The sequence below is a fragment of the Polynucleobacter sp. 31A-FELB genome (assembly GCF_018882405.1).
GTDB lineage: Bacteria > Pseudomonadota > Gammaproteobacteria > Burkholderiales > Burkholderiaceae > Polynucleobacter.
On the sequence record NZ_JACVOO010000006.1, the window covers coordinates 100,583 to 122,067 of the forward strand.

Sequence of the window (21,485 nt, forward strand, 5' to 3'; positions counted from 1 at the left end):
TTTAGCTACCGCTAAAGTTTCTACGTTGACCGCCAGATTTTGGTTTAGCAAAACGTGGACCAGCGGAAGGACGTGAGTCACCAGAGCGATTGCCACCAGCAGGACGTGAGTCGCCAGAGCGTGCAGGGCGTGAATCAGCAAAACGATTACCACCAGCAGGACGTGAATCACCAGATGGACGGGAATCACCAGAACGAGATTCGAAATGATTGCCTGAGCGATTGCCACCGCCTCCGCCACCAGAACGAGACTCTGAACGAGCACCTGAGCCATAACGACCACCACCGCCACCAGAGCGATTACCACCGCCAAAGCCACCGCCCGAGCGACCACCACCTGGGCGACCACCGCCACCACCAAAGCTAGGCTTGGCTTGTGGCTCTAGGCCAGCGATAACGGAAGCAACGATGTCTTGCTGTGTAAAGCGCTCGATATTGCGAATCTTGGCGCGATCACGATGTTCAACCAAAGTGATAGCAACACCATTGCGACCCGCACGACCAGTACGACCGATGCGATGCGTATAGTCTTCAGGTTTCATTGGCAAGCCAAAGTTAATCACGTGACTAATGCGTGGCACGTCAATACCGCGAGCTGCTACGTCAGTGGCAACCAAAATCTTAGTGTGACCTTTACGCAAAGACTCAAGACGACGCATACGAACAGCTTGAGGCATTGCACCGTGTAAGGCGCTGGCTTCGTAACCATTTGCACGTAAGGTGTCAGCAATTTTTTCGCTTTCTACTTGGGTGCTTGCAAACACTACTGCTTGATCCAAAGAGGCGTCAGCCAAAATGTGCTCAAGCAATTTATGCTTGTGTGACATGCTGTCGGCCCAGTGGAGCTTCTGCTCAATGTTTGCATGCTTTTCGCCAGCATGAGCAAGCTCAATACGTTTGGCGTTAGTAGTCAATTCATTAGCCAAAGACATAATCTTTGGTGCAAAAGTTGCTGAGAACATCAATGTTTGGGTGCGAGCAGCGCAACGCTTATCAATCGCCTCGAGATCATCGGCAAATCCCATGTCTAGCATGCGATCGGCTTCGTCGATAACGAGTTGTTTGACATCATCTAAGCGAATTGCTTTGCTATCGGTCAGGTCGAGTAAACGGCCAGGAGTTGCGACAACTAACAATGCACCTTTCAGCGCTTGGATTTGCTTGCCATAAGGCATGCCACCCATGACGGTTGCAATACGGATACCTTTCATGCCACGAACTAAGTTCACTGCATCTGCGGCAACCTGCTGAGCTAATTCACGAGTAGGGCAGAGCACTAACACTTTAGGTTGTGCGCGGCCTGGTACGGGTGAGCCGTTTGGGTTGTCTTCGATGAGTTGATTAATCAAAGGCAATAAGAAGGCTGCGGTTTTACCGCTACCAGTTTGGCTGCTGACCAATAAGTCACCGCCAGCGAGAGCTGCAGGAATAACCTGAGCTTGCACTTCAGTGGCTTGGGTGTAACCCAGTTCAGCAACGTTTTTAAGGAGTGGCGCCGCGAGGGCGAAATTCTGGAAATCATTTCCAGAGGGATTGGTTTCTTTAGAAAAAGTCATGCTATTACACATCCCCTTTAAGGGATGTCTCCGTGTATACACTCTTTGTTTTTTTGAGTGTGATGGTCAAAGGCATCGACCATCAGACAGGCGGCAGCGCGTTTTTTAAACTTCGGTGTTTATGACTTCTAAACGGTACGCTGAAATATAGCTGGGGGGCGATGAATCAAATTGCTTTAAAAAGCCTGCCATTATGGCATTTTAAGATGCTAATTACAAGGGTTTTCCCGAATTAATTGCAAGTAATTCGATTAACGTATCCAGCGCAGTAAGCGCTCAACACCTTTGCCGTAGGGTGGTCTAGCCAATTTGGTGCCGCTTAAGAAATTGAGTCCAAAGAAACCTCGAACTTCTAAAACCGATTTGCGATGACTAAACGCCTCAAAACCTGTTTTGCCATGATAGGCGCCCATACCGCTTGCACCGATGCCGCCAAACGGCAAATCTTCAATAGCTGCATGCAATAGCGTGTCATTGATTGTTACGCCACCAGAGCTAGTCTCATTCAGAATGCGTTGCATCACTTTTTTATCTTTGCCGAACCAGTACAGAGCCAATGGCTTTGGACGTTCATTGATATAGCGAATTGTGGAGTCGATATCGTTAATTGCCACAACTGGCAAGATGGGCCCAAAAACTTCTTCTTGCATGATGAGTGCATCTTCAGAAACATTGAAGAGCGCTACGGGTGTGAATGACAACTCAGTGATATCAGCAGAATGGATAAGTGGGATTGCTTGTGCTCCACGATCCACTGCATCTTGAACTAGTTGATGCCAACGCGCTAGCTGCTGCTCATCAATCGCACCAGTCAATTCCTCTGGATTGGAGAATTGTTTTTGAGCTGCATTCTGTAACTCTTGAATAAATGCCTCGCAATCACTTGCATGAACCACCGCGTAATCAGGCGCAATGCAGGTTTGACCACCATTCACCAACTTGCCGTAGATGATGCTGGCGGCAGCGTCTTTGAGCTTGGCTGAGGAATCGACAATCGCCGGCGATTTACCGCCTAGCTCAAGGGTAATCGGTGTTAGGTGATCTGCAGCTGCGCGCATAACCTTCTTGCCAATCTCTCCTGAGCCCGTAAAAAAGAGGTGGTCAAAGGGGAGTGCTGCGAATGATTCGGCAACATCAGCACCGCCAACGCTTACGGAAAATTCGCTAGGGTGAAAATATTCTTGGATCAATGTCGCCAAAAATCCGGAGGTACGTGAGCTTCTTTCTGATGGTTTGAGCCAAACGCGATTACCAGCTGCAAATGCAGCGATAGCTGGAGCTAACGCCAGTTGCACGGGGTAGTTCCAAGGACTCATGATGCCAACGACTCCCATCGATTGCATTTGAGTCCAAGCATGAGATGAGCCTAAGAATCCTGGTGTTGCCACTAGCTGAGGTTTCATCCACTCTTTCAGATGTTTGCGAACATGTTTGCATGCCTGATAAATCATCTGAAATTCTAGAAGTCGACTTTCAATCGAGTGGCGAATACCAAAGTCTGCAGCCAAGACTTTGCAGATTTTTTCTTCATTGGCGGAAATCATTTGCTCAATACGCCCAATTCGTTCAAGGCGAACCTCTAGCGTAGGGTTGGGTTCTGCAGCATAAGCTGCCTTGATTTCATCTAATTGGAGTGTGAAGCGATTTATCGACATGGGGTTTTAAGTGGCAAGCAAACGATTGAATAAGGTATTAGGATAAAGGTATGAACGAATCTATCCTCAAAAACCACCCTAGCCTTGAACGCGCCACTTTGGGAGGTGGCTGTTTCTGGTGCTTGGAGGCGGTTTACCAGCAAATCACCGGCGTGAGTGCAGTAGTTTCAGGGTATGCAGGAGGAGCGATGCCAAACCCTGACTATGAGTCTGTTTGCTCAGGCCAAACTGGACATGCTGAAATCGTTGATGTCTACTTTGATCCGGCGCTAGTCTCTTACCGTGATTTATTGGAAATCTTTTTTGTTATTCATGATCCAACTACCTTGAACTATCAGGGCAATGATCATGGCACCCAATATCGTTCAGTGATCTTTACGCATAGCGACATCCAAAGCGCAACCGCCCACGAGGTAGTTAAAGAGCTGGAGGAGGCGAAGACCTATTCCAATCCGGTGGTGACCCAAATTGATACGGCGCCCGTTATTTATCCGGCTGAGGATTATCACCAGAATTATTTTCGTCAGCATCCAGGGCAGGGCTACTGCATGGCAGTAGTTGCTCCTAAGCTAGCAAAATTTAGAGCAAAGTTTCAATCTCTGATTGCGTCAGAGTTTCGCTAGGGCAAGCGCTAGTAATCTATTAAGGCGCTAAGCGAGCAATGCGCCAGTGAGCGCCATCGAGTTGATAGTGGATGCGGTCATGTAATCGCGAGGGTCGGCCTTGCCAGAATTCAATTTCAGTAGGGTGTAAGCGATATCCACCCCAATGCTCTGGTCTTGGTGGTTTATCCCCAAAGTCAGCTGCGAAACGCTTTTCAGCTTCCTCAAGAAATTCTCGATTGGGGATCTCAGCACTCTGAGGCGAAGCCCAAGCTCCAATACGGGAAGCTGCTGGGCGAGAGTGGAAGTATTCATCGCTCTCGGCGGCGCTGACACGCTCAACCATCCCTTTGACGCGAACCTGGCGCTCTAGTTCATGCCAATGAAATAACAAAGCGGCATGAGGGCGAGCAGCCAAATCCTTGCCTTTTTGACTTTCGTAATTGGTGAAGAAGGTAAAGCCCGTCTCATCAGCACCTTTTAGTAAGACAATACGAGCTGATGGATTGCCTGCTGTATCTGCTGTTGCTAAAGTCATCGAGTTGGGTTCAGGACATTCCGCTTTGACGGCCTGATCAAACCAAACTTGAAATAAGCTCAGTGGATTGGGCGGAACCTCAGTCTCTGAAAGCTGGCCGAAGGTATAGTTTTTGCGGAGTTGAGCGATGGAGTCCATTTTTTCAGTATAAAGAGAAGCTATGGCAGAAGACAAGATGGAAGACAGTGTGGGAGATCGCCGCTTTGGGGGCGTAGCACGGCTATATGGACCAGAGCTGCGTGAGCGTTTTCGTCATGCCACAGTCGTCGTGGCTGGATTAGGTGGGGTAGGTTCTTGGGCTGCTGAAGCTTTAGCTCGTACCGCCATTGGGCATCTTGTTCTGATTGATTTTGATCACATTGCCGAGAGCAACACTAATCGTCAGTTACATGCGCTTGAGGGCGAGTTCGGTAAGGCAAAGGTACAAGCCATGACGGATCGCATTAGACTCATTAATCCTGAGATTAAGCTCACTACCCATGATGCATTTTTAGAGCCAGAAAATCTGGATGCTTTGATTCCTGAAAATGCAATTGTTTTAGATGCTACGGATTCCGTGCAAACCAAAATTGCTTTAGCAGTTTGGGCCAATAAAAATCAGCGCGCTTTAGTGATGTGTGGAGCGGCTGGTGGAAAATCAGATCCCACCTCTGTGCGATGTGACGATCTTTCTAGAACAGAGCAAGATGCGTTGCTGGCAAAGGTGCGTCAAGGCCTCCGACAGGATCACGGCTTTTCAAGAAACCTCAAAAGAAAAATTGGGATTCGCGCAATTTACTCACACGAGCCTCGCGCCGGCGTTGCTAGTGGCGGCCTTGCTTGCTCTGGCTATGGTTCTACAGTGATGGTTACTGCAGCCTGCGGTTTAGCTGCAGCCGCCGAAGTTTTAAATCTAATTGCTGACCAACAAGTGATTTCTTCAAATCAGGTGGCAAATCCTTAAGGGGAATCCCTGTAGGAAATTACGGATTCTGATGTCATCCCAAATTAATTAATACCGCATAGGGCTCGTACATTCGTAGAGTGCTCATTTATATCGCATCACATTTATTTATTTAAGAACTTTGCGCATTTCTATCCTCTAGTGCAGAAGCGCAGTCCTCCCTAGACTTTGTTTCGTTGGTGATTTACCAACGACAAATCGAAAGGAGGTCTCTTTTGCAGACTGAACAAACTGGTTTACAACGCCACCTCAAAGTACGGCACATTCGCCTCATGGCATTGGGGTCCACTATTGGGGTTGGATTATTTCTAGGCTCAGCTAGCGCGATTCAGATCGCAGGACCTTCAATCTTATTGGGATATCTACTGGCTGGCATCGTTGCCTTCATCGTCCTTCGCACCTTGGGTGAGATGGCGGTGCATGAGCCTGTTGCAGGTTCATTTGCCGCTTATGCCAATAGCTATGTAGGACCACTTGCGGGATACATGGTGGGCTGGGGTTATTGGACTTACTGGATCGTCGTTGGAATAGCTGAAGTCACTGCGGTTGGTATTTATATGGGAATTTGGTTCCCTGAGACGCCACAGTGGATCTGGGCTTTGTCTTCCATTCTCATGATGGGATTGATTAACCTCATAGCTGTAAAAGTATTTGGCGAGTTTGAGTTTTGGTTTGCTCTCATCAAAGTCGTTGCCATTGTGGCCATGATTGCATTGGGTGGTTCGGTCATTTTCTTTGGCTTTACCAATGACTGGAATCCGATTGGCTTAAGTAACTTATGGCAGCACGGTGGATTCTTCCCCAACGGTATTAGTGGCATGTTGCTGTCCTTGCAGATGGTCTTATTTGCTTACGTTGGTATTGAGATGATTGGCTTATCTGCTGGTGAAGCAGAGAACCCTCGCAAGACTATTCCGATGGCGATTGATTCCTTGGCATGGCGCATCTTGATTTTTTACATGGGCGCAATTCTTGTCATTTTGGCAATCTTCCCTTGGAATGAGGTTGGTCAGCAAGGCAGTCCATTTGTGGTGATGTTTGAGCGAATTGGTTTGCGTGAAGCCGCTGGAATCATTAACTTTGTAGTGATTACTGCCGCTTTGTCGTCTTGCAATGCAGGTATTTTTAGCGGTGGACGTCTCTTGTATGCGCTCTCAGTGAATGGCTATGCACCTTCGCCATTTGCCAAGCTATCTAAATACGGCGTGCCACATCGTGCGGTTATGGCGACAGTGGCGGTTTGTATGACCGGAGTGGTGCTCAACTACTTTGTTCCAGATAAGGCATTTCAGTACGTCATGGCTGCGGTTACCTTTGTTGGACTGATGGTATGGATTGCAATCTTGCTCACCCAAATTCAATTTCGCCGCTCTCTTACGAAAGCCCAGGTTGCTGAATTGGCATATCGCACGCCTTGGTGGCCCCATTCCTCGTGGTTCGCATTGGCATTCATTGCCTTGGTAGTGGTGTTAATGGGCTTTCATGAGGATGCGCGGATTGCATTGGTCTTGGGTCCGTGTTTATTAGGTGTGTATCTCGCCATGTTCTACATCGTTGGCTTGCATCGCAAAACAAAACTGAGTCGTGAATTCAAATAAGGAGACATAAATGATTGTTGGCGTACCTCAAGAAGTAAAAAATAATGAATTTCGTGTTGGCTTAACCCCAGGTAATGTGAGGGGCTTATGTAAGCAAGGTCATTCAGTCTTAGTACAGCGAGGAGCTGGTGAGCAAATTGGCCTAAGCGATGAATCGTATCGCTTAGCTGGTGCCACTTTGATTAATAGCGCTGCTGAAGTTTTTGCAAAAGCAGAGATGGTGGTGAAGGTGAAGGAACCTCAGCCACAAGAGTGCGCAATGTTGCGTGAAGATCAAATTCTGTTTACCTATTTACATCTGGCGCCAGATCCGCAGCAGACCAAAGCATTGCTTGCATCAGGCGCAAGCTGTATCGCTTACGAGACGGTAACCTCCTGTACTGGTGCCTTACCGCTATTAGCTCCAATGAGTGAAGTTGCGGGCAGGATGTCGATTCAGGCGGCGGCCTCGCATTTGGAAAAAACAAATGGCGGCTTAGGTATCTTGATGGCGGGGGTGCCAGGAGTGGCGCCTGCAAAGGTGGTCATATTGGGTGCGGGCGTAGTGGGGCGAAATGCTCTGCAAATGGCCGTGGGTATGGGTGCAGACGTTTGCATCTTCGATCGCAACATTGATTGCTTAAGGCAGATAAATATGCTCTACGGCAATCGTGTGAGAACCTTCTATGCTGATCCACTCCTGGTGGAGTTAGAGGTATGTGAGGCAGACGTCGTGATTGGCGCCGTATTGTTGCCTGGCGCTGCAGCACCTAAGCTGGTGACCAGAGAGATGGTGCGCAAAATGAAAGCGGGCGCAGTGGTAGTCGATGTAGCAATTGATCAGGGCGGCTGCTTTGAGACATCTAAAGCCACTACTCACGCAGATCCCACCTTTATCGTAGATGGTGTGCTGCACTACTGCGTTGCGAATATGCCTGGAGCGGTTGCTAGAACCTCCACTTTTGCGTTAACGAATGCGACCTACCCATTCATTGAGGTCTTGGCAAATAGTGGAATGGTGAAAGCGCTTTCACATAACCATCATTTGCGAAATGGCTTGAGTGTGCATCGAGGTAATCTCACTTCTGAGCCAGTAGCTAAAGCGCAGAAAGTTGACTTCGTACCAGCGGAGGAGTTGCTGGTTGCTTAGTAGATTCACTTAAGCTGTCATGATTGAATGTCTTGGGAGCTTATGCTTCCAAGCTTTCCTCTATCATTGAGAGCATGGACTTATCTGCATTAGCACTTTCTACTGGTGTAGTCGCTCTCGCTGAGATGGGTGATAAAACCCAATTACTCTCCTTGATGTTGGCTGCGCGTTATCCAAAACAGGCGCTCGCCATTATTGGCGGCATATTGATTGCGACGATTGCCAATCATGCTTGCGCAGCTTTATTGGGACACTGGTTAACTACCTTTATGAGTCCGGATCTGCTCAAGTGGATTTTGGGCTTGAGCTTCCTGGGAATTGGTTTGTGGCTTTTGGTGCCGGATCATATCGATGATGCAGCAGGATCCAAGGTTGCCGATAAGGCCTTTCAGGTATTTATCCTGACGGTTGGACTCTTTTTCTTGGCGGAGATGGGGGATAAGACCCAGATCGCTACGATCGCCTTGGGCGCTAAATATTCCGATGTCTTTTCTGTGACAGTTGGCACCACTTTGGGGATGATGTTGGCTAATGCTCCGGCTGTTTGGATTGGTCAGAAATTCACCAAACGTATGCCCATTAAGTGGGTACATGCTGTAGCCGCTGTGACCTTCATCGCTATCGGGATTGCTACCCTTATTTGGGGTTAGGTTGAATTTTTCCATGGGGCTTAAAATTGCCCTATGAAAACTGATCTGCCACAGAGCTTTCGCAGGCTCGAATACCGCGCTCCCAATTACACCTTTTCCCAGGTTGAGTTAGGTATTGCTTTAGATCCTGCTAGGACGATTGTGAAGAGTCGCCTAGAGGTTCTCCCTGGTGCTGGTCATGAAGCAGGCACCCCTTTGGTATTACAAGGTCATGAACTCGAGTTTGTGAGTTTGCGTATTAATGGCGAAGCCCACCGTCAGTTTGAGCTGACTCCAGAAACATTAACGATTCATGCGCTGCCTAATGAAGGTAGACAAGCTTTCGTTGTTGAAATCATTTGCGTTTGTGTACCTGAGAAAAATACCTCGCTGATGGGGCTGTACGTCTCGAATGGAAATTTCTTCACCCAGTGTGAGGCTGAGGGATTCAGAAAAATTACCTACTTCCTCGATAGACCGGATGTGATGGCGCGCTATCGTGTAACGCTCCGTGCTCGTGAGGCAGAGTGCCCAGTGTTGCTGTCCAATGGCAACCTCATTAGTACTGAAAAATTGCCGAATGGCTGGCATAGCGCTGTTTGGGAAGATCCGTTTCCAAAACCTTCTTACTTGTTTGCCTTGGTTGCCGGAAAGCTCGAGTGCATTGAAGAAACTATCACTACTAGTAGTGGTGCAAAAAAGTTATTGCAGATTTGGGTTGAGCCACATGACCTGAAAAAAACTCGTCATGCAATGGACTCCTTGATTGCATCGATTCATTGGGATGAAAAACGCTACGGTCTCGAACTTGATCTCGAGCGCTTCATGATTGTGGCGGTAGGTGATTTCAATATGGGCGCGATGGAGAACAAAGGTCTCAATATTTTCAATACCAAGTATGTCCTCGCCCAGGCAGAAACTGCAACGGATGCTGACTTTGCCAATATCGAAAGCGTGGTAGCCCACGAATATTTCCACAACTGGACTGGTAACCGCGTGACTTGTCGAGATTGGTTTCAGCTTTCTCTTAAAGAGGGTTTAACTGTATTCCGTGATCAAGAGTTTTCTGCGGATCAAATGGGTAGTGAATCTGGCAGGGCGGTAAAGCGTATTGAAGATGTGCGTTTATTGCGCCAACTACAGTTCCCTGAGGACGCGGGTCCGATGGCGCATCCAATTCGTCCAGACGAGTATCAAGAGATTAATAACTTCTATACCGTGACGGTGTATGAGAAGGGTGCTGAAGTCGTGCGCATGTATCAAACCCTATTGGGTGTTGAGGGTTTCCGCAAAGGCATGGATCTCTACTTCAAGCGTCATGATGGTCAAGCGGTGACTTGCGATGATTTCTTGGCAGCGATGGCTGATGCCAATAGCCGCGATCTTTCCCAGTTTAAGAGCTGGTATAGCCAAGCGGGTACACCCAAGGTCAAGGTAGAAGAATCCTACGATGCGGACAAAAAGCAATATCAAATTACTTTGACGCAAAGCCCCTCTGCAAATACAGCACATCAAGATAGCAAGCCCTTTCATATTCCATTGAAGATGCGCTTATTAACTCCTGCAGATGATCAGGTTGAGACATTATTGGAGTTAACTCAAGATCAGAAAACCTGGACTTTTGATCAAGTGACAAGTCGTCCAGTGCTGTCGATCAATCGTAATTTCTCAGCTCCGATCAATTTGGATTTTTATCAAAGTGAGGCCGACCTACTGACTATGTTCTCGAGCGATGACGATGCTTTTAATCGCTGGGAGGCTGGTCAAAAATTAGCTATGCAGATGATTTTGGCTGATCGCTTACCTGATAAGGAGCTGATTGAGGCTTATCGCACTCTCTTGACTGATCCGGAGTTAGATCCGGCATTCAAAGAGCTGGCGCTGACTTTGCCTGCTGAGACTTATTTATACGAACAGTGCGCAAGCGTTGATCCTCAACGGATTTATGCCGCACGTCGTGCTTTCCGTCACGCTAATGCGAGCGAATTGCGTATCGAGTGGGCGGCCCTCTACCAGCAGATGCAAACACCAGGACCGTTTAATCCTGATGCAGCAAGTGCTGGCAAGCGTTCTTTAAAGAATCTTGCACTCAGCATGCTGCTTGAAGCTGACCCGTTGATCTGGGCACCTATGGCGGTCAATCAATATCAAAATGCTGACAATATGACTGACCGATACGCTGCCTTGGCTGGTTTAGTGATTCATGGATGTAAATCAGCAGCAGTTTGTTTGGAAGATTTTCATACCCGATTTGCTGACGATGCTTTAGTGATTGATAAGTGGTTTGCAGTGCAGTCGAGTAGACCTCCAGTAGCAAACGCTGAATCCACCTTGAATGACGTCAAACGTTTGCGTGAACACGAAGCTTTCAAAATGAACAACCCCAACCGGGTTCGCAGTGTTATCCACGCTTTTTGTATGAACAATCCCGCCAGCTTTCATCAAGTGGATGGTAGCGGTTACGCATTTTGGGCCGAATCCGTTCTTGCCTTAGATCCAATCAATCCGCAGGTAGCCGCTCGTTTGGCCAGGGGATTGGATCGCTGGCGTCAGTTTGCCCCGATCTATCAGGAGCAGATGCTGCTGGCTCTGAGGCGGGTTGCAGCATGCGAAACCCTCTCTGCAGATGTAAAAGAGGTGGTTTCTAAGGCTTTGGGCAATTCAGTCAGCTAGAACAGGGCAAAATAGAGTCCATACAGAAATAAACCCATCACGGAGAAACTCCTTTTGAGCGCTTCAAGTACTTTTAATACCAATTTCAAGCAATACCTGACATCTACCAAGGTGAAGGGTGTAGACATTCCTGCAGGTCTACAGGAGTTGTTATTAGCAGTTGCTGATACTTGCTCAACCTTGAGCCATGAAGTTGCCCAAGGCGCCTTGATTGGCTTACTTGGCTCTGCTGGTACTGGCAATGTCCAGGGCGAAGTTCAGCAAAAACTGGATGTGATTGCCAACGACTTATTGATTGATGGCGTACAGGGATGCAAATCATTGGCTGGTCTAGCCTCTGAAGAAATGGAGTTACCGCTCCCGGTCCAAGGTACTGGTGACTATTTGTTGTTATTTGATCCGTTGGATGGCTCTTCAAATATCGATGTGAATGTATCCATCGGCACTATTTTTTCTGTACTCAAGAAACAAGATCCTGCAGCACCATTGCAGACCGAGGATTTCTTATTGTCAGGCCGTCACCAGGTGGCAGCCGGTTACGTTGTGTACGGCCCACAAACCACCATGGCATTAACCTTGGGTGATGGTGTTGTCATGTTCACTTTAAACAAGGTGACTGGCGAATTTGTTTTGATTAAACATGCCGTCGAGATTGCTCACTCAACCAAAGAGTTCGCTATCAATATGTCGAACATGCGCCACTGGGCTGAGCCCGTGCGTCGCTACGTCGATGAGTGCTTGGCTGGCGTGAGTGGAGAGCGTGATAAAGATTTCAATATGCGATGGATTGCATCCATGGTTGCCGATGTACACCGCGTCTTATCGCGCGGCGGTATCTTTATGTATCCGTGGGATCAACGTGAGCCGCATAAGCCAGGAAAGCTGCGTCTAATGTATGAGGCAAACCCAATGAGCTTCTTGGTGGAGCAGGCTGGCGGTGCGTCGACTAATGGTGAGCAACTGATCATGGATATGGTTCCTACCGAACTACATGAGCGTGTCTCTGTCATGTTGGGGTCTAAGGAGGAGATTGAGCGCCTTCAGCACTATCACTCTCAGGCATAACTAGCTGCTAATATCTCTTAGGTGGTAGTAAATTAAAAAAGCCCAATCACTGATTGGGCTTTTTATATTTCAGATGATCACCTGATAATCAATCAAAGGATTAAGGCTTTACCTTCTCTTTAAGGTAAGCCAGAGACTCTTCCACTTGGTCAATCAGGATCAAGCAAATATCGCCAGCAGATAAATCATTGAGGGCGGTATCAATGGCGAGGAATTCACCAGTAATTTCTTTAACCTGCTTGGCTTTCTTGGTGCCTACCAAACCCTCTTGTAGAAGCTTAAGAACTTCCCCATCTTCTCGGCCCCGTTGACACTGATCTTGATAGAGGATGACATTGTCAAAGCTATTCCCAAGAATGCGGGTTAAATCACGAATGTCTTCATCGCGACGATCGCCGGCACCACTAATGACTACGTGACTCTTCTTAGGCTTCATAGCCTCGATAGCGCTTACTAAAGCACGCATGGCATCTGGGTTGTGACCGTAGTCAGCAATCACAGTGGCGCCTTTGTGCTGGAATTGATTGAAACGTCCTGGTACGGCATTGGCTGAGCTTTCAAATGAATGAAGTCCACGCGCAATTTTTTCAGCATCTAGACCTAAAGCCCAGGCAGCGCCAATGGAAGCCATTGCATTTTCAATCTGGAAGCCTAAAACACCATTTTGAGTTAGCGGAATCTCACTCACAGGGAAGCGGAAGAGTACACGCGCTCCTTTTGAGCAAACGATATAGGTGCCATCAAAGTAGATTACTTTCTTATTCTTGGCACGATGGGCTGCAATGACAGGGTGGTGTTGATTCTGCGCAAAGAAAATCACACGACCAGTACAAACATCACCCATTTTCACAACTATCGGATCAGCAGCATTCAGAACTGCAGCGCCTGTTGGTGCAACGTTCATCACAATGACCCGTTTCAGAATCGCTAAGTCTTCTACGCTGGTGATGTAGTTAAGACCTAAGTGGTCGCCTTCACCAATATTGGTCACAACCGCAACTTCGCAACGATCGAAGCCAAGACCTTCACGCAACATTCCTCCGCGGGCTGTTTCTAATACGGCAGCATCGACATCAGGATGCATGAGGACATTACGCGCACTCTTGGGACCACTGCAATCACCCGAATCAATTAGACGATGGTTGATATACACGCCATCGGTGGTCGTCATGCCAACGCGTAAACCAGTCTCATTCAATAAATGAGAAATCAGGCGAACAGTAGTGGTCTTGCCATTGGTGCCAGTGACAGCTACCACTGGAATGCGACCATCCTCACCCAGTGGATACATCATATTGACGATATCTTCGCCAACAGGGCGGCTCTTGCCATAGGAGGGCTTGAGATGCATACGTAGCCCTGGTGCAGCATTAACTTCAACAATGCCACCACCTTGGGTCTCTAAAGGTTTGTAAATTGCCTCACACAGAATATCGACGCCAGCGATATCTAAGCCAATCATTTGGGCTGCTGCAATTGCGCTGGCTGCAACATCCGGATGAACATCATCAGTCACATCGGTGGCGGTACCGCCAGTGCTGAGATTGGCATTATTGCGAAGTAAAACGCGCTCACCAGTCTTGGGAACATACTGTGGGCTTAAGCCATTGCTCGCTAAATGCGCAAGAGCGATGTCATCAAAACGAATTTTGGTTAATGCAGTTGCATGGCCATCGCCACGCAATGGATTTTTATTCTCTAGCTCTACTAGTTCAGAGACGGTATGTTTACCATCGCCAACTACTTGAGCGGGTTCGCGACGTGCAGCGGCAGACAGGCGATTGCCAACTACTAGCAGGCGATAGTCGGCCCCAGGTAAGTAACGCTCAACAATGGTTTCACGTCCGAAGGCTTGCGTAACTACAAAGCCTGCGCGTACCTCCGCTTCAGTTTGAATGTTAGCGACAACACCTTTGCCTTGATTTCCATCTTTAGGTTTAAGAACAATTGGACTACCAATTTTTTGGGCAGCGCGCCACGCATCATCAGCAGTAGTAACTACTTCGCCAATCGGAACAGATACGCCCGCAGCTGCCAATAGATTCTTGGTAAGCTCTTTATCTTGTGCAATAGCTTCTGCAATTGCGCTGGTGTCGCTAGTTTCAGCAGCTTGAATACGCTTTTGCTTGCTACCCCAACCAAACTGCACCATGCTGCCTTCAGTCATGCGGCGATAGGGGATGTTTCTTTGTACGGCAGCATCTACGATAGATCCGGTGCTTGGCCCTAAGCGCACATCTTCATACAGGGCCTCTAATTCGGAGAGGGCGGCTGCTAAATCAAACGGCACATCATTGAGGGTTGCTTGGATTAATCCAAAAGCAAAGTCAAAAGCCATGCGCCCAACAACTTCTTCGGTGTACTCCACTACAACTTGATAGACGCCAACATCAACAGTTTGGACAGTGCGACTGAAGGTTACTGGACAACCTGCTTGAGATTGAAGACCTAAAGCAGCATGTTCAAGAGCGTGTGCGAGGGAGAGGATTTCATTATGTCCACCACGACGCATGCTGCCTAATTGAGGAAAGCGTTCGCGAATCTTGATTTCAAACTGAGGGATTGAGTCGATAGAGCGTTCTGTTTCATCGCAAGAAACAATTGCCTCTAGGGCTGTGTGGCGGCTCCATAAATTTGGGCCACGCAACATGCGAATACGGGTGATTTCCAATTAAACCCCTACTGGAATGCTGGCATCAGAAACAAAGGTTTCAGCACCAGCTTCGATTACGTTGAACGGAATATCTAAGGCCCAGGCTGCAGCAATCGCAGCACCAAGATTCATCGGTTTCCATGGCTCACTGGCACTAGGCTCAGAGTTACGTGGCACCGGAATACTCTTTTGATCATGCTTGGCAGATTTGAGCGTGATTTGTTGATTGCCGATCATCACGACGCGACCACCATTCTTGAGGTGCTCTTGCGCAATCGGGGATGCAGAGTTTTGGGTAAAGAAGATGACTTCGCCATCAGATAGCTCAGCCATGCTTGCAACCATAGGGTCATCCGCATTAAGAACGGCAACACCGCTTGGCAAGACCACATCTACTTGAGTTCTAACAATACTAAACACTTGGTCTTCGTCGTAGATGGCGTACTGAGGGAAGTTGGCTTTTGGGTCTACATTTAAAACAACGCCGACTTGGCAGCGATCATAGGCTAGACCTTCGATCAACATGGATAGATTGTTGTTCTCGATCACAGCTGCTTCAACTGCACGATTCAATAGAGTGCGACGGGCATTTTCCCAGTTGGCAGCATTGCTCTTTTGGATTGAGCGATGACCAAAAAACAAACCCTTACTGCAAGACAATCCAACATACAAATTGGTGAGTCGCAAGAAGTGGGCAATCATTTCAGCAACGGGAGTTTTGCCGCGAGCACCACAGACGCCAACTACTGGAATACGGAAATCGGTGCCTGGTGGGAAAAGATGGTTTGCAATCTCTTTGCCAACTGGTTGAGGTTTACCGCTCGCAGGTTTCAAGTGCATCAATAAACCTGGGCCAGCATTCACTTCAACAATCGCGGCATTCTGTTCATCTAATGGCTTGCTGATATCTTGCGCAACTAGGTCAACGCCAGCAATCTCCAGTCCCACTACGCGGGCGGCTAGAGCCACTTGGCTTGCTACTTCCGGATGAACTAGGTCGGTGACATCAAACGCTACGTTGCCATTACTTTGAATGAGTACTTTTTGATCCAAGGCTGGAATACTTGCGCCAGTGAGTTTTTGGCGTGTAAGCTCCAACTCCACCGCAGAATCAATGCGTACTGGATTGAGTGGGCACTCTTCAGTAGTGCCGCGACGTGGGTCAGAATTAATTTGGGTCTGAATGAGTTCGAGCACGGTATGTTTGCCATCACCAGTAACCCAAACAGTTTCGCCTTTAGCTGCTGCAACCACTTTGTTGCCAACAACTAGCAGGCGATGTTCGTCGCCGATGATGTGGCGCTCTACTAAAACTTCGCTACCTTCATCAATTGCAACTGCATAGGCAGCCTCAATTTCTTGTTGGGTGTATAGATTAATAAAGACACCGCGACCGTGATTGCCATCAATTGGCTTGACTACAACTGGCAGGCCGATGTCTTGCGCAGCTTCCCATGCATCATCAGCGCTGGTAACAGTACGACCTTCAGGTGTAGGAACTCCCGCGCTAGATAAAAGACTCTTAGTAAGATCTTTATCGCGCGAAATCGTTTCAGCGATTGCGCTGGTTTGATCTGTTTCGGCAGTCCAGATGCGACGCTGCTTAGCGCCATAACCAAGTTGTACTAGGTTGCCTTCAGATAAGCGGATAGATGGGATGCCCCGTTCCTCGGCTGCATTTACGATGCAGGCAGTACTAGGGCCCAGCAATAGATCATCGCCAAGCTCTCGCAGTTCTTCAATGATGGTGCTAACAAGAGCAACAGGATCTTTGGTGTCTTGGGCTAAAGCAAGATAGAGGTCACGAGCGTATTTGAGTGCAGTGAGAGTAACTTCTTCATTAATCGCACTCACCATGACTTTGTAAACACCGCGACGATCACCATCACGTGCTTTACCAAAGCCGCCAGGGATGCCGGCTAAATTTTGTAATTCCAGGGTAAGGTGCTCAAGGATGTGAGCGGGCCAAGTACCTTCTTCAACTCTTTTGAGAAATCCACCGGCTTCGCCATAGCTGCAGCGGTGTTCTTGAAGGCTGGGGAGCGCTTTGACGAGTCGGTCATAAAAACCCGGAATGAGGTTGGATGGGAAATCCTCTAATTCACCAATATCGAGCCAAACTTCAATAACGGGATGGTAAGTCCACATATTGGGGCCGCGGAGATGCTTGACACTCAAGATCTCAATGGTTTTATCTAATAATTGGGGCATATGTGGAATGGGGGTCTTGGCGCCGCTCCTGAAGGTGAGGGCGGGGATGACTCAGACTATCTCTCTGGTTCTAGTAATTATTCAAAATCCACAAAATTAGCAAAAATACGCAAAAAAGCCTACTTTGTTAATTTAACGGCTTTCTGCCCTGTAAAGTTGACAGACTTACTAAATCTAAAAAATCTAGCTCCACTATACTTTTAGGACTAATGAAGCCAGAAATTTCCCTAATCGCCCCCACTTTGCCAACACATTGGACTGGCGCTTTAGAGGCACCTCAATCCCCAGTAAAAGACCCCAACTCAATACTGGCATGGGTTGAGCTGGATCTCGATGGCGAGATGCGCTTTGAAAAAAGCCTCCTTTGCCTTATCCCAACGGGCCTATTTTGGACCGATGGCGCTCACTCAGAATTCTGGCCTATTAGCTCTGGGGCTCATCTTTCGCATGGAGATCATGCTGGAGTAGGACACCTCAAATTGGAGTCTGAGACCAGTCTGCTGCGACTTTGGTATTTCACTTTGGCCGTTAATCCTCAGGTATTGCGCTTACAAAGTAGCTTTAAGCGCTTAATTCGGGGTGATCAGGCTGCGAAAGAGCCTGAGGCTTCCGAATACGACAAGCAGGTTTGCCCAGTTTGTTTAAGTCCCAAGCCTGCCAATTCAGATGCTTGTCCGACGTGTGATCCAGAGCAGGATGCGCCTCCATCGACTTGGACTTTATTTAAGTTGTGGCGTTTTGCGCGCCCTTACAAAAAAGAGCTTTTGCTGGGATTCGTACTGACCTTGCTTTCTACCGGCGCTACCCTCATTCCGCCGTATCTGACGATGCCTTTAATGGATCACGTGTTGATTCCCTATGAAAAAGGTAATCCGATTGATTTTGCTTTAGCTACCAAATACCTTTTGGCTTTATTTGCTGCGGCAATCGTAGCCTGGGGTTTGGGTTGGTGGAAGACTTATCTGCTCGCCTTGGTGAGTGAACGTATCGGCGCAGATCTGCGCAATACCACCTTTGAGCATTTACTCAAATTGTCCTTAGAGTATTTCGGCGGCAAAAGAACAGGTGACTTAATTGCGCGTATTGGCGCTGAGACTGACCGCATTTGTGTATTTCTATCTCTCTACGCTTTGGACTTTGCGACCGACGTCATCATGATTACGATGACAGCAGCAATTTTGGTGTCGATTGATCCTTTGCTCGCATTGGTCACTTTGGCGCCATTGCCATTTATCGTGTGGATGATTCATGTAGTGCGAGACAAACTCCGTTTTGGGTTTGAAAAGATTGATCGCGTTTGGTCTGAAGTAACCAATATCTTGGCCGATACGATTCCAGGCATTCGAGTAGTGAAAGCCTTTGCTCAAGAAGACCGTGAGCTCAAACGTTTTGTCGATTCCAATAAACACAATTTACAAATCAATGATCGCGTCAATCGCGTATGGGGATTATTTTCCCCAACAGTCACACTTCTAACCGAGACTGGCCTCTTAGTAGTGTGGGGTTTCGGCATTTGGCAGGTGGCGCACCAAAAGGTTACTGTTGGTGTATTAATTGCATTCCTTGCATACATTGGACGCTTCTACATTCGACTCGATTCAATGAGTCGCATCGTTTCTCACACGCAAAAAGCGGCTGCTGGCGCTAAGCGTATTTTTGATATTTTGGATCATGTCTCGAGCGTTCCTGAGCCAATCAATCCAGCGCCTTTGGGTGAAGTCAAAGGCCGCATCTCCTTGCGTGGCGTGGGTTTCCGGTACGGTAACCGCGCAGTTTCTAAAGGCATTGATCTAGATATTGCCCCTGGAGAAATGATTGGTTTAGTGGGTCATAGCGGTTCTGGTAAGAGTACTTTGGTGAACTTGATTTGCCGTTTCTATGATGTGAGCGCGGGTTCTATTGCATTGGATGGGCGCGATATTCGTAGTATCGGAATTGCTGACTATCGCAAGCGCATTGGTTTAGTTTTACAAGAGCCATTTTTATTCTTTGGCACGATTGCAGAAAATATTGCCTACGGAAAACCGGATGCAACTCGTGAAGAAATTATTGAAGCGGCACGCGCCGCACATGCCCATGAATTTATTCTTCGCCTACCACTGGGTTATGACTCATTAGTGGGTGAGCGCGGTCAATCTCTTTCGGGCGGTGAGCGTCAACGTATTTCAATTGCACGTGCACTCTTAATTAATCCAAGCATTTTGATTTTGGATGAGGCCACTTCATCGGTAGACACTACTACTGAAAAAGAAATTCAGCGTGCTTTGGATAACTTGGTTAAAGGACGCACCACCATCGCGATTGCCCATCGCCTCTCTACTTTAAGAAAGGCAGACCGCTTGGTTGTGCTTGATAAGGGTGAGATTGTGGAGATTGGCTCGCATGATGAGTTAATGGATGCGCAGGGCGCTTACTACGCCTTGTATCAAGCTCAGCTACGCCATGCTGCCGAGTTGGTTGAAGGTGGGGCTATTGGTGAAAGTATTGAAGAAGGCAAAAATGAGCGTGAAGAAGAGCGCCTGCAAGTGATTGCCAAAGAAACTGGAGGTGGCGTATGAGTCATCATCAACAGTCGCATACCTTAGAGCGTGATGCCCTTGGCCGACTCGTGTTTATTGATGCTGCTGGCACTCGTCATATAGGCGTCTATCCAGTCAGAGCCTTCCCGATCACCTCACCTGGCACTGGAATCTCCATCATGGATCAGTCGGGCAAGGAGTTATGCTGGTTTGATGACATCACCGCTATTTCAGAGGGCGAGCTAGCTCTGATTGAAGAGGAATTGGCTGCCCGTGAGTTCATGCCAGTGATCGAAAAAATCACCAAGGTATCTACTTTTGCTACCCCAAGTATTTGGGATATCGAAACTGACCGTGGCCCCACCAGAATTCGCCTTAAAGGCGAGGAAGACATTCGCCGAATTGCTGGAAATACGCTGCTAATTGCTGACTCCAATGGCCTCCAGTTTTTGATCAAAGATTCCACTCAACTCGATAAAGTCAGTAAGAAGCTTTTAGATCGATTCCGTTAAAAATTTCCCCCGCAAAATACTTATAGGGTTACTACTAATAAGCTAGTGTTACCCCTAACTAACCATTTGGTAAATATTGATGGTAATCAAGTATTCATGCCCTGATATGGATAAAAATCCATGCATAACAAAGACAAGCCAAAGTAATATTGGTATTCAAAATTTTTTGGAGGAGCGTTCATGAAGATGAAGTTAAAAGGGGCATTGATTTCCACCGCATTAGCCCTCGGTGCTGCTGGTTTTTCACCTGCTTTCGCTGCTTGGGAGCCATCCAAGCCAGTTGAGTTCATTATTCCTGCCGGTCCTGGCGGTGGTGCTGACCAAATGGCCCGCATGATCCAAGGCATTATTACGAAAAATAACTTAATGAAACAGGCAGTGATTCCTGTGAACAAGGGTGCAGGTGCTGGAGCTGAAGGTTTCTTGGCAATGAAAGAAGCTAAGGGCGACCCAAATAAAATCGTTATTACACTTTCTAACTTGTTTACAACCCCATTAGCAACTGGCGTTCCATTCAATTGGCAAGACATCACTCCAGTGGCGATGTTGGCTCTTGACCAATTCGTTTTATGGGATAACTCTGATAAGCCTTACAAAACTGCCAAGGAGTATATCGACGCAGCTAAAGCGGCTGGTCCTGGTAAGTTTAAGATGGGTGGTACTGGCTCCAAGTCTGAAGACCAGATCATTACTGTAGCGATTGAAAAAGCAACTGGCGCTAAGTTCACATACATCCCATTCAAAGGGGGTGGCGACGTTGCTGTGCAACTCGTTGGTAATCACATTGATTCTTCTGTGAATAACCCAATTGAAGCAGTTGCACAATGGCGTGCAAACAAGTTACGTGCATTGTGCGTATTTGATGACACACGTATGCCATACAAAGAGAAGGTGACTGATACCCAATCATGGTATGACGTACCAACTTGTAAAGAAGCAGGTGTCCCTACTGACTATGTCATGTTGCGCGGAATTTTCATGGCTCCTGGCGTAACTCAAGAACAGGTTGATTACTATATCGATGTGTTCAAAAAGGTGCGCGCTACACCAGAGTGGAAGAAGTTCATGGCTGATGGTGCGTTCAATCAGACATTCATGACTGGTAAAGAGTTTAGAAATTGGCTCACATTAAATGAAGCGTTACATAAGCAATTAATGACCGAAGCTGGCTTCTTGGCTAAGTAATTTTTGAGAAATTAAATA

General features: G+C 47.6%; 15 protein-coding genes. 10 read left to right on the forward strand and 5 right to left on the reverse strand.

Features of this window, described 5'->3' with window-relative positions:
• Nucleotide 1: 1 nt before the first annotated feature.
• Together ICN30_RS05590 and ICN30_RS05595 are read right to left on the reverse strand one after the other, a co-directional pair.
• Nucleotides 2-1,555 (reverse strand): DEAD/DEAH box helicase, encoded by a 1,554-nt coding sequence (locus ICN30_RS05590; protein ID WP_216179145.1) that lies wholly within the window; start codon nucleotides 1,553-1,555, stop codon nucleotides 2-4.
• Nucleotides 1,556-1,806: 251 nt separating this feature from the next.
• Entirely contained in the window at nucleotides 1,807-3,210 is a 1,404-nt protein-coding gene (locus ICN30_RS05595; RefSeq protein WP_216863401.1) for an aldehyde dehydrogenase family protein, read from the reverse strand.
• 50 nt (nucleotides 3,211-3,260) lie between these two features.
• Between ICN30_RS05595 and msrA the strand changes: the two genes are divergently transcribed.
• Nucleotides 3,261-3,833 (forward strand): peptide-methionine (S)-S-oxide reductase MsrA, encoded by a 573-nt coding sequence (msrA, locus tag ICN30_RS05600; protein WP_216273882.1) that lies wholly within the window; start codon nucleotides 3,261-3,263, stop codon nucleotides 3,831-3,833.
• A 19-nt stretch (nucleotides 3,834-3,852) separates the two neighbouring features.
• On the opposite strand, the gene pdxH is transcribed toward msrA, so the two are convergent.
• Entirely contained in the window at nucleotides 3,853-4,488 is a 636-nt protein-coding gene (gene pdxH, locus ICN30_RS05605; RefSeq protein ID WP_216273884.1) for a pyridoxamine 5'-phosphate oxidase, read from the reverse strand.
• 22 nt (nucleotides 4,489-4,510) lie between these two features.
• Between pdxH and ICN30_RS05610 the strand changes: the two genes are divergently transcribed.
• The 6 genes from ICN30_RS05610 (at nucleotide 4,511) to ICN30_RS05635 (ending at nucleotide 12,387) form a co-directional block, all read left to right on the forward strand.
• On the forward strand, nucleotides 4,511-5,293 hold the full coding sequence (locus ICN30_RS05610; RefSeq protein ID WP_216273886.1) for a ThiF family adenylyltransferase: 783 nt from the start codon (nucleotides 4,511-4,513) through the stop codon (nucleotides 5,291-5,293).
• Nucleotides 5,294-5,565: 272 nt separating this feature from the next.
• Complete coding sequence (locus ICN30_RS05615; RefSeq protein ID WP_304610401.1) at nucleotides 5,566-6,891, forward strand: amino acid permease; 1,326 nt, start codon at nucleotides 5,566-5,568, stop codon at nucleotides 6,889-6,891.
• A 10-nt stretch (nucleotides 6,892-6,901) separates the two neighbouring features.
• The gene (ald, locus tag ICN30_RS05620; protein ID WP_216273889.1) at nucleotides 6,902-8,020 is read left to right on the forward strand and encodes an alanine dehydrogenase; all 1,119 of its coding nucleotides are present in this window, start codon (nucleotides 6,902-6,904) and stop codon (nucleotides 8,018-8,020) included.
• Between the two features lie 74 nt (nucleotides 8,021-8,094).
• Nucleotides 8,095-8,670 (forward strand): TMEM165/GDT1 family protein, encoded by a 576-nt coding sequence (locus ICN30_RS05625; RefSeq protein ID WP_216273890.1) that lies wholly within the window; start codon nucleotides 8,095-8,097, stop codon nucleotides 8,668-8,670.
• A 33-nt stretch (nucleotides 8,671-8,703) separates the two neighbouring features.
• Nucleotides 8,704-11,322 (forward strand): aminopeptidase N, encoded by a 2,619-nt coding sequence (gene pepN / locus ICN30_RS05630; protein ID WP_216273891.1) that lies wholly within the window; start codon nucleotides 8,704-8,706, stop codon nucleotides 11,320-11,322.
• Between the two features lie 54 nt (nucleotides 11,323-11,376).
• A complete protein-coding gene (locus ICN30_RS05635) occupies nucleotides 11,377-12,387 on the forward strand; it encodes a class 1 fructose-bisphosphatase (RefSeq protein ID WP_216273892.1) in 1,011 nt (336 codons plus the stop codon).
• A gap of 100 nt (nucleotides 12,388-12,487) precedes the next feature.
• Here ICN30_RS05635 and cphA (ICN30_RS05640) read toward each other — a convergent pair whose 3' ends face one another.
• A complete protein-coding gene (cphA, locus tag ICN30_RS05640) occupies nucleotides 12,488-15,058 on the reverse strand; it encodes a cyanophycin synthetase (protein WP_216273893.1) in 2,571 nt (856 codons plus the stop codon).
• Nucleotides 15,059-17,251, reverse strand: a complete 2,193-nt coding sequence (gene cphA / locus ICN30_RS05645; RefSeq protein WP_216273894.1) for a cyanophycin synthetase — start codon at nucleotides 17,249-17,251, stop codon at nucleotides 15,059-15,061.
• 209 nt (nucleotides 17,252-17,460) lie between these two features.
• Between cphA (ICN30_RS05645) and ICN30_RS05650 the strand changes: the two genes are divergently transcribed.
• The 3 genes from ICN30_RS05650 (at nucleotide 17,461) to ICN30_RS05660 (ending at nucleotide 21,467) form a co-directional block, all read left to right on the forward strand.
• The gene (locus tag ICN30_RS05650; protein ID WP_216273895.1) at nucleotides 17,461-19,809 is read left to right on the forward strand and encodes an ABC transporter ATP-binding protein; all 2,349 of its coding nucleotides are present in this window, start codon (nucleotides 17,461-17,463) and stop codon (nucleotides 19,807-19,809) included.
• Nucleotides 19,806-20,282 carry a DUF1854 domain-containing protein gene (locus tag ICN30_RS05655; protein ID WP_216273898.1) on the forward strand — a complete coding sequence of 159 codons (477 nt, stop codon included), beginning with the start codon at nucleotides 19,806-19,808 and terminating at the stop codon, nucleotides 20,280-20,282. Before ICN30_RS05650 ends, ICN30_RS05655 begins: the two co-directional genes overlap by 4 nt.
• A gap of 186 nt (nucleotides 20,283-20,468) precedes the next feature.
• On the forward strand, nucleotides 20,469-21,467 hold the full coding sequence (locus ICN30_RS05660) for a tripartite tricarboxylate transporter substrate binding protein (RefSeq protein WP_216273927.1): 999 nt from the start codon (nucleotides 20,469-20,471) through the stop codon (nucleotides 21,465-21,467).
• Nucleotides 21,468-21,485 lie beyond the last annotated feature (18 nt).